The following is a 14,896-nucleotide window of genomic DNA, read 5'->3' as shown; positions in this document are numbered from 1 at the left end:
GCAGGGCGCGCCGCGGATCCGGGGTTTATCGGGAATCGACGCCCGCGCGCGCAGCACCGTCGGTGCGCTGCGAACGGCCTCTCGATTGCATCACCAGGGACGCAGCCTGCGGGATGAAACCCGGCAGGCCGCTCGCATCGCGAAAGGAGTCCGTGATGAAGCTGGTGAAAGCGCTCGGTGCGCTGGCGCTGTTCGGGATGGCCATCGGCACCGCGCAGCTCGCCGCAGCAGAGACCACAACACCGATCCAGGAACTCGTGATCGTCGAGGAAACAACGAGCTCGGCCCTCGCCGACGCCCGGATCCCCCCTGACGATATCCCGTATCATGGGCACTTCCGGCCGTATGGACACTTCCAGCCGTTCAGGCCCTACCGGCCGTATGGGCACTTCCGGCCCTTCAGGCCGTTCAGGCCCTACGGGCCCTTCAACCCGTACGGCCCTTACGACGGCCATCGGAGCTCCGAGGCCACGCCGAGAGGGGACCTCCCCATGCCGCTCGTGAGCCTCGCCGACCATCGCTGACCTTGAACTGGGAGCGGCGCCGGGGGCGGGGCGGGCCTCCGCTCCTCGCGCCGCCCGCGATGGTCAGACCTCCACGGAGCGGCCAGCGGAGGGAGCCTCATGGGTGAAAGGGGGCGACGTCGAGCCCTCGCGCCCGGCGCAGCACCCCGGGGCCCGCGCCTCACCGGCGGGTGAGGCCCGCGCGCCGCCGAGCTCGCCGGCGACGCGCCGCGCTCGGGACGCGGCGGCGCCAGGCGGATGAAGTACCCTGCGCCCGATGCGCTCCCCCGACGCAGCCCGCCCCGGCGCCCCGCAGGCTCTTCCCCTCTCGCCTGCCGAGCTCTTCCAGCGCGTCTTCGAGCTCCTCGCGGCCATGGAGGAGGCGCAGCGGGCCAAGGTCATCGACCTCGCGCGGCGCCTCCTCCCCACCCTCACGGCCGAGGACATCCGCAACCCGCACGACTTCCCCGACCTCGACGACCCCGACTGGCACTTCGAGGACGGGCAGCTCGCCGGCATCGAGGCCGTCCGGTTTGCGCTCCGCGGTCTCGCGAGCGATGTTCTGGGGGATGGCGAAGAGCGCGAAGCGCGAACGAGACCCGAGAGCGGCGCAGAGCCCCGCGAAGGCGGCGGCACGCAAGGCGAGTGAGGCGTTCTACCAGCCGTTCTCCGCGCTCCGGCAGCTGACCAAGCCCAAGCCCAAGGCCGGCGCGCCCGCCGCGGCGCCCGAGGGGAAGGCGAAGGCGACCGCGACAGCGACCGGAGGAAAGGCGAGCGCGAAGGCGCCCCCGGTCGCCAGCGCGAGCGCGAAGGCGCCCCCGGGCGCCAGCGCGGCGCGGGCGAGCGTCGAGCCGGCGCCGCGGCCCGTCGACCCCGAGACCTTCGCCATCTACATGGCGGGCGTCCGCGTGCTCGAGGACCGCGTGAACCGGATCCCGGTCACCGCGAGCCGCGTCGAGCGGGCCGCCCTGCCGACGATCGCGTCCGATCCGGACGAGGACGCGCGCTCGCGCATGCGCTCGCTCGTCATCGACGGGATCAAGTTCGAGATCACGGACGACAGCGAGCGCATCGAGGGCAGGCGGCTCGACGTCGACCCGCGCGAGCTCAGGCGGCTCCGCCGCGCCCGCTACGCCGTCGACGGCACCCTCGATCTGCACGGCCTGCGGCTCGAGGCGGCGCGCGAGGCCGTCGAGGCGTTCGTCTGCAAGCGCCAGCGCGACGGCGACCGCGTCGTCGCCATCATTCACGGCAAGGGCAGCCACTCGCCCGGCGGCCACGCCGTGCTCCGCGGCGAGATCGCCGCGTGGCTCAGCCACGGCCGCGTCGCCCGCCACGTCGCCGCGTTCGCGACGGCCCCGGACGGCGAGGGCGGCGCCGGCGCCCTGCTCGTGCTGCTCGCGCGATGAAGCCGTCGACGCGCGCCGATCTCGCCGGGGCGCCCGGGCGCGCGCGGCGCCCGGCCACGCCCGCGAAGCGCCTCGTCCGCTGGCCCGCCCTCGCGCTGCTCGCCCTGCTGCCCGCGTGCGCGCCGTCCCCCGCCGCGCCGCCCCCGCCGCCCCCGACGGCGGCCCCGCCCGCGCCGCCGCCGTCCACGCTCGGCGAGGGCCAGCGCGGCGAGTACCGCTCGGAGCGCTTCGATCTCCGGCTCCCGCTGCCCGACGCGCGCGGCTTCCGCGTCGAGGACGGCGAGGGCCCCTGGCTCGTCGCGACCCACGCCGCATCGTCGACGTCGCTGCTCGTGCGCACGTGGCGAGAGGACGGCCGCGCGAGCCGGGCCGCGTGCGAGGCGCGCGCGCGGCTCTGGCGCGACCTGCCGCGCCCGGATCGCAGCCTCACCGCCGTGGAGCGCCGGATCGACGTGCCCGAGGGCTTCGACACCATCGTGGAGATCGGCGTCGCCGACGCCCCGCCGGGCGCGCCCATCGAGGGCTTCGCGGTCGCCTTCGGCGGCTCCGGCCGGCGCTGCTTCGCCTTCATCGCCGAGACGCGCGCCGCGGGGCCCTCCGCCGAGCGGCTCGTCGCCGAGCGGCTCGCCGCGGTGGTCGAGATCTCGCTCGCCGGCGTCCGCCTGGAGCGCGAGGTCGCGCCAGCCATCCCGCGCGAGCCGCTGCCCTGAACGCGGCAGCGCCGCTGCCCTGCTGCGCAGGCTCAGCGGTAGACGCCGCTCCGCGCGCGCGACTCGAGCGCGGCGGCGAGCTCCTCCTCGCCGATCGACCACGCCTCCGCCGACAGCTCGCGCGCGTCGGCGGGCCTGAGCGCCTCCAGCGCGTGGGGCACGAGGCGCAGGCGCGACAGCGACAGGAGGCGCTCCAGCGCCTCGGACGTCACGCCGGCCTGGAGCTCCCTCCGCCACGCGCGATCGATCGCCTCGAGCCGCGCAGGGCTCTTCCAGGCGTCGGCGAGCACCACCCGGCCGAGCCGCGCGTCGATGGCGTCGATCCCCGTCGGCAGCGCGACGATCGCCTGCTGCGCGGCGCGCGCCGGATCGCCGAGGCCGAGCGAGAGCAGCGCCCGCGCCGCGTCGAGCAGCCGCACCTCGTCGGGCCGGAGCGCGCCCCGGTCGACGTACGGGAGGCGCTCCAGCGCGATCGCGTAGCGCTCGCGGCGCGCGGCGTCGATCACGTCGGCCAGCGCGCGCAGGACCCTCGCCGTCGGCGGCGAGAACCACGAATCGGCGCGCTCGCCCGGCCGCTGCGCGGGATCCTCGAGGTCGAGGGCGGCGGCGCGCCACACCGCCGCGCGCGCGTCGAGGACGGCGCGCGACGCCTGCACCGAGAGCGCGAAGAGCGCGATCGCGGGGAGCAGGCCCCGCGCGCCCCAGACGCCGCGGAGGACGAGGCTCGCCGTGACGACCAGCGAGAGCGCGAGGAAGACCTGCAGGCGGCGCCGGCGCCGCGCGCCGCCCGCGGAGCCGGCAGCCCCGTCCGTCGCGCCGACGACCTCGGCGCACCGCTCGAGCAGCCACGTCCAGGCAGATCCCACGTCCGGGGATCAGGATGCCCCCGGCTACGCCTCCGCGCGAGGCCTTTCGATCGCCGCGCAGAGCGCCCGCGTGAAGTCGTCGGTGCTCGCGGCGCCGCCCAGGTCGCGCGTGCGCACCTGCCCCGACCGGTAGACCTCCGTCAGCGCGCGCTCGATCCGATCGCCCGCCTCGTGCTCGCCGAGGTGCCGCAGCATCATCACCGCGCTCTGCACGAGCGCCGTCGGGTTCGCGTAGCCCTTGCCCGCGATGTCCGGCGCCGACCCGTGCACCGCCTCGAAGACCGCCGCCTCGTCGCCGATGTTCGCGCCGGGCACGATGCCGAGCCCGCCGACCAGGCCCGCGCCCAGGTCCGAGAGGATGTCGCCGTACAGGTTCTCCGTGACGAGCACGCCGAGCTTGTTCGGGTCGCGGACCATGGTCATGGCCGCCGCGTCGACGATCATCTCGCCGAGGTGGACCTCGGGGTGCCGCACGGCGACGCGCCGCGCGCAGTCGAGCGCGAGCCCGTCCGACAGCTTCATGATGTTCGCCTTGTGGACGATCGTCACCTTGCTCCGGCCGTGCTGCTTCGCGTACCGGAACGCGAACTCGGCGATGCGCGTCGAGCTGCGCTCGGTCGTGAGCTTGATGCTCTGGGCCACGCCGGGCAGGATCATGAGCTCGAGCCCGGCGTAGAGCCCCTCGGTGTTCTCGCGCACGATGACCATGTCGACGTCGAACCGCGGCTCGACGTTGGGCAGGCTGCGGATCGGCCGCACGTTCGCGTAGAGGTCGAGCGTCTGGCGGAGCGTGACGTTGACCGAGCGGAACCCGCCGCCGATCGGGGTGGTGACCGGGCCCTTCAGGGCGACCCGGTTCTTTCGCACGGCCTCGATGACCGGGAGCGGGAGCGGCGAGCCGGTCAGCTTCGCGACCTCGATCCCCGCATGGTGGATCTCCCAGTCGACCGCGACGCCAGCCGCGGAGATCACGTCCTGAGTCGCCGTCACGACCTCCGGTCCGATGCCGTCGCCCGGGATCAGCGTGATGCGATAGGCCATGGTCGCTCCCATAGCAGGTGTGCGACGGCGCGAACAACGGCAAGCGAGCCCGCCGCGCGCGAACAGGCGCCCACCGCAGCGGGCGCGAGGCGGACGGCGCGCAGGGGGGCGGGTGGGGGCGGGTGATCAATGCGGCTTTTACAATCGGGCGCGACCTCGCTACGGTACGCCTCCGCACGGCCTGACGGGCCGCTGTCACCTGGAACCGGGCGCAGGTCGAGCCCATCGACCCGGCCCATGTTCACCCACTGGAAGTGAAGGAGCGTGCTCATGCACCCTCGTGTCTTGAAAGGTCGCCTCTCCGCTTTCGCGGCCTTCTTGCCTGCCGTGATCGCGTCGTTCTCGCTGCTGGGGTGCGGGTACTCCGAGGAGGAGTGGAAGGCCCAGCTCGACAAGTACAACCGCCTTCAGAGCCAGCAGCAGTCGACGGAGAGCCGCCTCGCCGAGACCCAGAAGGCGCTCGAGGTGGAGCAGGCGAAGGTCGCGGAGCTGACGAAGCAGCTCGAGGCGGCCGGCGTCGACATCAGCAAGCTGAACGAGAACCTGCAGGCGACGAGCACGCAGGTGTCGCAGCTGAGCTCGACGCTGGAGGAGCGCGAGAAGGCGCTCGCGGAGTTCAAGGCGCGCGCCCGCCAGCTGGAGCAGATCAAGGCGCGCTTCGAGACGCTCCGGAAGAAGCTGGACGAGCTCACGAAGCTCGGCCTGGCGGTGAACATCCGGAACAACCGGATGGTCATCTCGCTGCCGGGCGACGTCCTCTTCGACTCCGGGCGCGAGACGCTGAAGAAGGAGGGGAAGGATATCCTGCTCAAGGTGGCGACGGTCGTCCGGAACGACCCGTCGCTGCTCCAGCGCTACTACCAGGTCGCCGGCCACACCGACAACAAGCCGCTCGCGGGCGGCCAGTTCCGCGACAACTGGGGCCTGTCGCTGATGCGCGCCCGCGAGGTGCTGCTGTTCCTGGTCAGCCCGGCCGACGTCAAGGGCGGCGGGGGCGCGCTCCCGGTCGCGAAGTGGAGCGCCGCGGGCTTCGCGGAGACCGACCCGGTCGCGACGAACGACACCGACGACGGCCGCCGCAAGAACCGCCGGTGCGACCTCATCGTGGTCCCGAGCGTCGAGGAGATGCTCGACCTCAAGGCGATCGCGCAGTAACCCCGCCGGGCGCGGCGCTCGCCCCGAGAGCGGCGCGCGCCGCGGGCCGGACCCGAGCCCGCCGCGGGGCTGCGCCCGCGCCGCCAGGCAGGCTCAGGCCATCTCCCCCTTCATCGCTGGTCATCGCTGGTCATCGCTCGTCGTCGCCCGGCGTGGATCCAGCGGCCCGGCGGAACTCGCTCGGCGTCTGGCCGGTCACGGCGCGGAACGCGGCGGCGAACGCGCCGAGGCTCTGAAAGCCGACGTCGAGCGCGACGCGCGTGACGCTGGCGCCCGGGCTGGTGAGCAGATCGATCGCCCGGAGCACGCGCGCGCGCGTGATGAAGGCGCGCCACGTGACGCCGGTCTCCTCGCGGAACCGCCGCCGCAAGGTCCGCTCGGTCGCCCCGGCGAACGCCGCGGCCTGCGAGAGATCGGCGCTGGCGACGTCGCGGAGCGCGCACTCGATCGCCCGCTGCACGGGCCGCGTCCTGCCGCGAGGCAGCCGGTAGGTGGCGCCGCGATCGAGGAGCGGCGCGAGGATGTCCGCCATCGCCGCGAAGAACGTGTTGGCCGTGGCGTCGTCCGGGCGGCGCGCGACGGGCCACCGCCGCGCGTAGATCACCATCTCGCGCAGGAGCGCGGGGATCTCGAAGATCCTCACCGCCGCGACGCTGCAGGGGAACGCCACGGGGTCGAAGTAGATCGAGATGACCGACGCGTCGCGACAGCTGGTCGCGTGCCGCTCGCCCGCGGGGATGAGCGCGGCGCGCTGCGGGGGGAGCAGGAAGGAGGCGTCGTCGACGTCGAGGCGCGCCGTGCCGACGAGGGGATAGAGCAGCTGGTGACGCTCGTGCGTGTGCCAGGCGTAGGCGGCTCCCCGCAGATCGTCCTCGTAGGCGAACGCGCGCGCCCGAGACTGATCGAGCCCGAGCAGCACGAGGCGATCGGCGGTCTCCGCCGGGGTCAGGGCGCGGGGGTGCACGGGATGGCCTCTCGGCGACGATCTTTGTCCTTCCGTCGGCAGCCGTCCAGCCCGAGCTCGTCCACCCTCGAGCCCATGACCCAGCACAATCCCACCGAGCACGATGCGCTCATACAGGAACAGTTCACCCGCCAGGCGAGGCCGTTCGCCGAGGTGCGGGCCCATTCGGCGGCGGCCGCGATGGAGCTCTTGCTCGACGCGCTCTCCCCGGCGCCGGGCGACACGGCCCTCGACGTCGCGTGCGGGCCGGGCATCGTCGCGTGCGCGCTGGCGCCGCGCGTGGCGAGCGTGCGGGGGCTCGACATCGTCCCTGCGATGCTGGACGAGGCGCGCGAGCGGCAGGCGAAGCTCGGCCTCTCCAACGTCGCGTGGGAGCTCGGCGACGCGAGCCGCCTGCCCTACCCGGACGAGAGCTATCGCCTCGTCACGACGCGCTACAGCTTCCATCACCTGCTGGATCCGCTCGTGACGCTGCGCGAGATGGCCCGCGTGTGCCAGAAGAGCGGGCGAGTCGCCGTGATCGACGTGGCCCCCGCGGAGGACAAGCGGGACGCGTACGACCGCGCGGAGAAGATCCGCGACCCGTCCCATGCGCGCGCGGTCACCGAGCGCGAGCTCGTCGCCCTGTTCGACGCGGCGGGCCTCGAGATCGAGAGGACCGTGCGCTACCGGCTCGAGGTGGAGCTCGAGACGGCGCTCCAGGCCTCCTTCCCGGAGCCCGGCGGGGCGGACCGGCTGCGGGCGCTCTACCGCGCTGACGTGGGCGTCGACGCGCTCGGCGTGGGCGCAGAGCTCCGGGGGGACGAGCTCCACTTCGCGTATCCGATCGTCATCGTGGTGGGGCGCAAGCGAGGCTGAGCGCGCGCTCCGGATCAGGGGACCGGTGCGGCCGGGCAGGAGGTGTCGGTCGTCACCTCGACGTCGTCGACGTACAGCGTCTCGTTGTCGAGCGGATCGTCACAGACGCCGCTGGCTCCGATCTTGAAGGAGAGGTGCTGCGGCCTGCCCGCCGTGCGCGGATCCAGGCAGATCGTCCGCTGGGTCCAGCGCTCGCTGGGCGGCAGGGCGGCGCCGGGCATGGAGGAGGCGGTCGCCGCGGTCAGGGCGCTCGTGCGGTACCAGAACTTCAGCGCCGGGCCGGCCGCTCCGTCGGGCTCGGGGACCGTGAACACGGTGGAGGCCGTGGGCTCCCGGCACGGCTTCCGCACGGACAGCGAGAGCGAGACCTCGCCGGAGCGCGCGACCGCCGGATCGACGGCGAGCGCGGCGGTGCCGCCCGTGGCGTCGTCCTCGTTCAGGACCCATGTCGGCGCGAGGCTCGCGTCAGAGCTGGCGTTCTCGAAGCCGGGATCGAAGAGCGGCGCGTCCTCGGGACAGCGCTCCTCGGAGACGAACGCGAGGTCGTCCACCGCGAAGTCCCTCTTGTTCTCGCCCGTGCACGGCTGGCTGCCCCGGTTGCGGTAGGCGAACACGAGCCGGTGCGCCATGCCGAGCGCCCACCGGGGCAAGCAGAGGTGCGAGACCTGCGCCTCGCCCGTGCCCTTCAGGGTCGTGAGCTGGTGTGTGCTCAACATCACGTTGACGATCGCGCCCGGGCTGCCCTGGCTCCAGACGCGGAGCGCCGGGCGCGGCAGCGCGGCGGAGGGCAAGGGCGCCGAGACCGTGCCCTCGAGCGAGGGATACTGGCAGAAGAACGTCGTGGCGATGTGCCCGCCCTGGCCGCTGCGCGCGCCAAGGCCGCTCTTGACCTCGGAGACGCCGCTCTCCTGGGTCGCGGTCCAGCCGGAGTCCCCCGCCTCGAAGTCGCCGTTCAGCACCTGCCCCGGCGCGGGGCACTCGTGCGTTGCGTCCGGCTGGATCGCGACGTCGTCGAACGCCAGCGTGTAGCCCTGTCCGGTCGCCTCATCGCACAGGGGAGAGCGCCGGGAAGGCCCGAGGAGCAGCTCGATCGGCCCGCCGTAGGCGCGCGCCCCCAGACACACGCGCTGGGGGGTGAAGGACGAAGAGGGCATGAGATCGATGTTGCTGAAACCGCCGTTGATCCGGACCCCGACCCCCGGGGGGCCGATGCAGTCCATGGCGTCGCAGCCGATGTGCGCGGCGAAGGTGAGGAGGAGCGGCTCGGCGCACGCGAGCTCCGGCATCGTGAGCTGCTGATAGAAGCCGGCCATCTCGCACACCGCCTCTGTTCCGATGACCCCGGCCCCCGGGTTGCCGTTGCCCTCGGCCTCGGGAGAGACGAGCGCGGCGCCCCTGGTGCTCCAGCCATCCGAGCTGCCATCCGCGCTCTGGAACGAGGGGTCCAGCGGGCCTCCCTTCCAGACGCACTCGCCGTCGACCACCTCGTAACCATCGGCGCAGCCGCAGCCCGAGATACACACGCTGTCCACGCACCGGAGATCGCCGTCGCACCGGTCTTCAGGCCCGCACGGGCAGCCTTCCTCGCCGGCGGGACAGCCGGCGCCGCCCGCGCCCCCGGCACCCTCGCCGGCGCCGCCGGCGCTACCCGCGCCGCCGACCTCGCCGCCGGCGCCGCCCGCGCCTTCGCCCGCGCCGCCGGCGCCCACGGGGACGCCTCCGCCTCCGCCCTCGCCCGCGCCGCTCGACGTCGCGGGGGCAGGGCGCTGCTCCGCGTCGGAGCAGCTCGCGAGCGCGCCGACCAGGACCCAGCCGCAGCAGGTCAACGCGCGTGTCCGTCTGATCATCAAATGAAGTTAGCGGCCACCACATGCTGCTGCAAGGAAGAGACCTTATTTCAACAACAAGGCAGCGAGATAAGGAGAACTCTCAAGTGGTGTCGGGTAAAACCGTATACAGCGACGTCCGCTCGCCGAACTCGGGCTCACCGCGAGGTGCTCAACATGGTTGGGGTCGAGCGCGAGCGCCCGAGAGGCAACTCACGGTTTGGCCGCGAACGAGAGCGCGCGTCAGCTGCCGGAGGCCGCGCCGCTCGAGCCCAGTGTCGGGCCCGCTGTCGAGCCCACTGTCGGGGAAGACATGAGGCTCGATACGGGGCTCCCCCCGGCGGCGCCCGCGCCGAGGAAGGCCCGCAGCTCGGCGAGCAGCGGCCGTGGCTCGCCGACGAACGGCAGGTGGTCCTCGCCCGGGAGCTCGACGTACCGCGCGCCGCGGATGCGGCCGGCGAGATCGCGCCCGGCCGCCGCGGGCACGGCCCGATCGCCGGCCCGGTGCAGCACCAGCGACGGGGCGCTCACCCGGCCCAGCGCGGGCCGGAGGTCGGCCGCCGCGTGGGCCCGGAGCATGCGCGCCGCCCCGCTCGGGCTCGCGCCGAGCCGCAGGTACGAGGCCCAGAAGCGGCGCAGCCCGGCGTCCTCCGCCGCGGACGGGGCGAGGCGATCGAGGAACAGCGGCTCGCCCCAGCCGCTGCGCAGCGACCGCTCGGCCTCGTCGGCGTCCGCCCCCGTGAGGCCGAAGAGGCACCCCGGCCAGGCGGCCATGTGCGCCGCGCTCCCGATCGCGACCAGCGCGCGCGCCCGCGCCGGGTGCGCCGCCGCGAGCAGCGCGCACGGCGCGAACCCGGCGCCGACGCCGAGCAGCGCCGCCCGCTGCACCCCGGCCGCGTCCAGCACGGCGAGCAGGTCCTCGGCCTGCTGCTCCGCCGGCGCGCCGGCGCCCTCGCGCTCGCTCATCCCGGTGCCGCGCTGGTCGAGCACGATGAGCCGCGACCACGCGCTGAGCTCCGCGAAGAGCCGGGACATCGGCGGGTGCTCCCACGCGGCCTCGACGTGCGTCACCCACCCCTGGACGAGCACCAGATCGACCGGCCCGTCGCCCGCGGTCTTGTAGGCGAGGCTCGCGTCGGCGCTCGTGGCGAAGCGGGTCTCCGCCGCGCGCTGCGGCGCGGGCGCCCGCATGGACGAGACCGTCGCCTCCCGCGCGGCGTCGAGCCCGCGCCGCATCGCCTCCGCGAGCTGCGCGTAGGCGCCGGCCCATGCCCGCGCGGTGGCGGGCGTCCACGCGTCGCCCTCGAGCTCCTCCAGCGCCCCGAGCAGCGCGCGCCCCACGGCGTCGAAGTGCTCGGGCAGCGCGGCGTAGGCGGCGTGCCGGCGCCCGAGCGCGTCGAGCAGCTCGAGCAGCTTGTCCGGCGCGCGCAGGTTGTCGACCACGAGCTGCAGCGTCGCGGCGAGCTTGAGCCGCTGCTCGCGCATGTCCGGCGGGAACAGCGCGCGGAGCGCCGGCTCGCCGGCGAAGAGCCGCTCGTAGAAGCGCGCGACGAGCGCCTCGGCGCGCGACGCGAGGCGCGCGAACGAGGCGCGCACGACGTCCGCGTCCGTCTCCTGCGGCCCCGCCGCCCCCGACGGCGGCGCCACGGCGCGCACGATATGGAACGCCCGGCAGAGCGCCTCGGTCTCCTCGAGCGCGGCTTGCACGTCCTCGGCCGACGCGAAGCGCGCCTCGGGCGCGCGCACCACGCAGCGGTCGATGACGTCCGCCAGCATCTCCGGGACCTCGGGGCAGAGCGAGCGCAGCGGCGGGAGCGCCCGCGCCGTCACCCAGCTGGCGATGGCGTGCACCTCGAGCCCCGCGTGGGGCAGCCGGCCCGCGCACAGCTCGTAGAGGACCAGCCCGAGCGCGTAGACGTCGGAGTGGGGCGTGGCGGCGGTTCCGGCCCAGAGCTCCGGCGCGAGGTAGAGCGGCGTGCCCATCATCATGGCGCCGTCGGTCAGGCTGACGCTCGGGGGCGCGCCGAGCGCGTCGGGCGCCAAGGGGATGGCGGTCGTCACCGCCGACGGATCCGAGGGCGCCCAGGACGCGGGCGCGGCGGGGACGATGGGCGCCCGGGGCCGGGCGAGGTCGAGGCCGGCGCCGGGCTGGTCGGCGAGCTTGGCGAGCCCGAAATCGAGCAGCTTCACCTCGCCGCGCGCGTCGAGCATCACGTTCGCGGGCTTGATGTCGCGGTGCAGGACGCCCCGCCGGTGCGCGGCGGCGAGGCCGCGGGTGAGGCCGAGCGCGATGCGCAGCGCGGCCGGCCACGGGACCGGCTTGGGGAGCAGCTCGAGCGGCTCGCCCTCGACGAACTCGTAGGCGATGTACGGCCGCCCGCGCACCTCGCCGATCCGGAAGACGGCGACGACGTTGGGGTGCTGGAGGCGCGCGATCGCGCGGGCCTCGACGCGCAGCCGCTCGATCGTCCTCGGATCGGGGCTCTCCGCGGCGACGAACTTGAGCGCGACGGGCCGGTCGAGGACCTCGTCGTGGGCGAGGTACACCTGCCCCATGCCCCCGCGGCCGAGCGGCCGGATCATGCGGTAGTCGTCGAAGGTGGAGGGCGGCGCCCAGGGGACCGAGGACGACGGCGGCGGCTCGTCGCCGTCGTCCAGGTACAGCACCGTGGAGGGCAGGGCGAGCGGGGCGCCGATGTCGCTCTCTCTCGGGCGCGCGGAGATCAGCGCGCGGCAGTCCGCGCACCCGTCCACGTGCCCGCGGAGGCTCGTCGCAGCCTCGTGCGGGAGCTGGCCCTCGATCCAGGCGGCCAGGGCGTCTTCGGGCGGGCACGGGCTCATGGCGCTGCTGTTCTCCGGAGGGGCATTGTCGGTGCCCATCGCGGGCAGCGCAATGGCCGCGCGGGATCTGCCGCGCTGCGCCGCGATCTCCGGGGCGAGCCCCGCGCGCCTGTCGTGTCCTGTCCGTGGCCGCGCCGCGTCGGCGCGCGGCGCGGGCCTCGCGCGCGCCTGTCCTGGCGCGTTTGTGCGCTGGCGGTGGAGGGGCGCGCCGGCGCGCCGCGCCGGCCGGCTCTGGCCTGGCGCAGCCGGGGTGTCACGCTCTTGCGACCCATGAGCAATCCGAAGCCACCGCCGAGCCCAGCGCCCCGCTCCGAGACGGCGCGGCAGGCGCTCCTCGAGGAGCTCCGCAGGGGCGGGGCGACCGCGTGGGAGCTCTCCACGCGCCTCGGGATGCGCGAGCGCGACGTGACGCCGCACCTCGAGCACCTCGCGCGCTCGCTGCGCGCGCGCGGCGAGCGGCTCTCGGTCGCGCCGGCGCACTGCCTGCGGTGCGGCTACTCGTTCGACGAGCGGCGCTCGCTCGCGAAGCCGAGCCGCTGCCCGGCGTGCCGGGGCGAGCGCATCGAGGCGCCGCGGTTCCGGATCGACGCCGGCGACGGGTGAGGCGCGCTCGTGGGCGACGGCGAGGGAGCGCCGCCCCGGCGCGCTCACAGCGATGGCCGATCCACGGGCCCGGGGCGCCGCCGCCGAGCCGCGCGCGCCTCGACCTCGCCGAGCAGCCGCGGGCCCGCGCGGTCGCCGGCGCGGGCGAAGAACGCGCGCGCCTGATCGAGGTCGCCGTGCGCGGCGTAGAGCTCGACGAGCTCGCGCTCCGCGGCCTCGTCGATCGTCGCCTCCGGCGAGCCGGCGCGCGCGGGGCCGAGCCGCACGATCGCGCGCAGCGCCTCCATCGCCTGCTCGGTGGCGGCGCTGCCGCCGAGGCCCCGCAGGCTCCACGACTTCACGTAGAGCGCGCGCTTGCGCAGCCCCGCCCTCGCGGCGCCGCGGAGCGCGGCGTCGCAGGCGCTCACGGCCTCGTCGAGGCGCCCCGCCGCGAACGCCAGGTCGGCCAGCGCGAGGTGGGCCTCGGGCGCCTCGCTGGACGCCGGGTGCTCGAGGGCGAGCTGGCGCAGCCGCGCCTCGGCGCCGCGCAGATCCCCGCCGTCCTGGAGCGCCCGCGCGAGCCCGAGGAGCGCCGCGGGTCGCTGCCTCGCCGCGCGCAGCGCCGGCGCGTCGACGAGCGCGGCGTAGGCCGCGGCGGTCCTCGCCTGCACCCGCGCCGCCTCCGCCTCGAGCGCAGCGCGCCGCGCCGCGCCGCGCTCGCCCGCCGCGCCCGCCATGGCGGCCTCGTCGAGCACGAAGAGCTGCACGCCGATGACGCGGCGCTGGCGCGCGAGCGACTCCGCCTCCCGGAAGAGCTGCGCTGCCCTCGCCGCGCGCGCGCCGCCTCCCTGCGCGGCGCGCGCCGGAGCTCCCGTCTGCGCGCCGCCTCCCTGCGCGGCGCGCGCCGGAGCTCCCGTCTGCGCGCCGCGCGCGTCGCGCGCGTCGCCGCCACGCGCCGCGCACCCCGCCGTGGCGAGGGCGATCGCCACCAGGGCGGCGAGCCGCCGCGCCGCCGCGCCGCGCGGCTCCGTGAACCTCCCGGCGGGCCTCGCCGCGCGCTCCAGCACCCGTGACACGTCCTCTCCTCGCGGCTCGCCCGCAGGGGCGCGAAACGTCGCGCGCCCCGTCGAGCCGAATGGCGCCGGAAGATAGCCGCGCGCGCCCAGCGGACCAGGGCAATCCACGGTGGACGCGGCGATTCCTGCCCTGAACCGCGCGGAGAACACGGCCTTTCCGGCGCCCGCGCGCGGCGGCTCACACGCGGCGGCGGACACGCGGCGCGCGGCACGTGCGTCGCCGCGCGCGCCGGGAGCCCGCTCCGCGTCGGCCCGCCCGTTGCGTCTCGGCCTTCATCTTCCCCCGCTCGGGCCGGCGCTTCACACAGGGCGGGGAACGCATCGAGATGGAGAGTCACGACATGGCGACAAAAGTGAACTGCCTCCCGTTCACGATCCCCACGCTGCCGCGCCTCGGGCTCGCCGACCTCGAGAAGTGCTTCCGACGGCTGGCGCTCCTCATGTACGACACGAGCGTTCCGGCCGCGACGCTGGAGAAGGAGGTCTATCCCTACCTGTCCCCAGGTATCGAGTTCGTCAATCCATGGCGGCGCGTGCGCGGGGTCGAGACGTACCGGGTCGATCTCTCCGGAGCGCGCGGCGGCGCCCGTTTCGACCTCGACATCTCCCAGCTGCACGTGCAGCTCTCCGAGCCGCGCCACGCGGGCCGCGCCCTCGTCGACAGCACCATGCACCTGAGGCTGTCCCCGCGCCGCGCGTCCCCCGTGCGGATGATCCTGACCTACGATTTCGACCTGATCGACGCCGGCGAGCGCTTCCAGATCACGCGCCACGAGGAGATGTGGAGCTTCGGGGACATCCTCCGGAGCGCACCGCTGATCGGCCGCTCCTACGATGTCGTCCGTTCGTGCTCGGGTTACCTCTTCACCGGGGCGGTGCTCCTGTCCCGCGCCCTCGCCGGCCACCTATCCGGCGCCGCTGTCGCGCGGGACGCGCCGGCGCGCTCGCGTTGACGCGGGTTGTGACGCGCGTTGACGACAGAGCCCATGCCATGTCCGCCCGGCTGCCCCCTGACCATGCCGCCGCGCGCTGCGCCGGAAAGCAGCCACGCAGACGTCCCGCTTG

The 14,896-nt window shown here is 74.9% G+C and carries 14 protein-coding genes; 8 read left to right on the top strand and 6 right to left on the bottom strand.

Annotated features, from left to right (window positions below):
• The first annotated feature begins 155 nt into the window (after positions 1-155).
• From WME85_RS38735 to WME85_RS38720, 4 genes are all read left to right on the top strand, one after another.
• Positions 156-524 (top strand): hypothetical protein, encoded by a 369-nt coding sequence (locus WME85_RS38735; RefSeq protein WP_437828333.1) that lies wholly within the window; start codon positions 156-158, stop codon positions 522-524.
• A 256-nt stretch (positions 525-780) separates the two neighbouring features.
• Positions 781-1,152: a hypothetical protein gene (locus WME85_RS38730; protein WP_437828331.1), complete on the top strand. Its 372-nt coding sequence runs from the start codon at positions 781-783 to the stop codon at positions 1,150-1,152.
• Positions 1,073-1,912, top strand: a complete 840-nt coding sequence (locus WME85_RS38725; protein WP_437828329.1) for a Smr/MutS family protein — start codon at positions 1,073-1,075, stop codon at positions 1,910-1,912. The genes WME85_RS38730 and WME85_RS38725 overlap by 80 nt, the downstream gene beginning before the upstream one ends.
• A complete protein-coding gene (locus WME85_RS38720) occupies positions 1,909-2,622 on the top strand; it encodes a hypothetical protein (protein WP_437828326.1) in 714 nt (237 codons plus the stop codon). The genes WME85_RS38725 and WME85_RS38720 overlap by 4 nt, the downstream gene beginning before the upstream one ends.
• A gap of 32 nt (positions 2,623-2,654) precedes the next feature.
• Here the strand turns inward: WME85_RS38720 and WME85_RS38715 are convergent, their stop codons facing one another.
• Positions 2,655-3,488 (bottom strand): hypothetical protein, encoded by an 834-nt coding sequence (locus WME85_RS38715; RefSeq protein ID WP_437828325.1) that lies wholly within the window; start codon positions 3,486-3,488, stop codon positions 2,655-2,657.
• A 24-nt stretch (positions 3,489-3,512) separates the two neighbouring features.
• Positions 3,513-4,529 (bottom strand): isocitrate/isopropylmalate dehydrogenase family protein, encoded by a 1,017-nt coding sequence (locus WME85_RS38710; RefSeq protein WP_437828323.1) that lies wholly within the window; start codon positions 4,527-4,529, stop codon positions 3,513-3,515.
• A gap of 270 nt (positions 4,530-4,799) precedes the next feature.
• Between WME85_RS38710 and WME85_RS38705 the strand changes: the two genes are divergently transcribed.
• The gene (locus WME85_RS38705) at positions 4,800-5,684 is read left to right on the top strand and encodes an OmpA family protein (protein WP_437828320.1); all 885 of its coding nucleotides are present in this window, start codon (positions 4,800-4,802) and stop codon (positions 5,682-5,684) included.
• A 130-nt stretch (positions 5,685-5,814) separates the two neighbouring features.
• Here the strand turns inward: WME85_RS38705 and WME85_RS38700 are convergent, their stop codons facing one another.
• Complete coding sequence (locus WME85_RS38700) at positions 5,815-6,648, bottom strand: AraC family transcriptional regulator (RefSeq protein WP_437828317.1); 834 nt, start codon at positions 6,646-6,648, stop codon at positions 5,815-5,817.
• A 75-nt stretch (positions 6,649-6,723) separates the two neighbouring features.
• Between WME85_RS38700 and WME85_RS38695 the strand changes: the two genes are divergently transcribed.
• Complete coding sequence (locus WME85_RS38695) at positions 6,724-7,506, top strand: class I SAM-dependent methyltransferase (protein ID WP_437828314.1); 783 nt, start codon at positions 6,724-6,726, stop codon at positions 7,504-7,506.
• 14 nt (positions 7,507-7,520) lie between these two features.
• On the opposite strand, the gene WME85_RS38690 is transcribed toward WME85_RS38695, so the two are convergent.
• Together WME85_RS38690 and WME85_RS38685 are read right to left on the bottom strand one after the other, a co-directional pair.
• A complete protein-coding gene (locus WME85_RS38690) occupies positions 7,521-9,353 on the bottom strand; it encodes a hypothetical protein (protein WP_437828312.1) in 1,833 nt (610 codons plus the stop codon).
• A gap of 222 nt (positions 9,354-9,575) precedes the next feature.
• On the bottom strand, positions 9,576-12,212 hold the full coding sequence (locus WME85_RS38685; protein WP_437828310.1) for an alpha/beta fold hydrolase: 2,637 nt from the start codon (positions 12,210-12,212) through the stop codon (positions 9,576-9,578).
• A gap of 231 nt (positions 12,213-12,443) precedes the next feature.
• On the opposite strand from WME85_RS38685, the gene WME85_RS38680 reads away from it, so the two are divergent.
• Entirely contained in the window at positions 12,444-12,776 is a 333-nt protein-coding gene (locus tag WME85_RS38680) for a transcriptional regulator (RefSeq protein ID WP_437828308.1), read from the top strand.
• Between the two features lie 44 nt (positions 12,777-12,820).
• On the opposite strand, the gene WME85_RS38675 is transcribed toward WME85_RS38680, so the two are convergent.
• On the bottom strand, positions 12,821-13,831 hold the full coding sequence (locus tag WME85_RS38675) for a tetratricopeptide repeat protein (protein ID WP_437828305.1): 1,011 nt from the start codon (positions 13,829-13,831) through the stop codon (positions 12,821-12,823).
• Between the two features lie 341 nt (positions 13,832-14,172).
• On the opposite strand from WME85_RS38675, the gene WME85_RS38670 reads away from it, so the two are divergent.
• Entirely contained in the window at positions 14,173-14,784 is a 612-nt protein-coding gene (locus WME85_RS38670) for a hypothetical protein (protein WP_437828303.1), read from the top strand.
• The last annotated feature ends 112 nt before the right edge of the window (positions 14,785-14,896 follow it).

The organism is Sorangium sp. So ce1153 (assembly GCF_051521595.1).
Taxonomy (GTDB): Bacteria; Myxococcota_A; Polyangia; order Polyangiales; family Polyangiaceae; genus Sorangium.
This window is presented reverse-complemented; position numbering and strand designations above follow the sequence as displayed.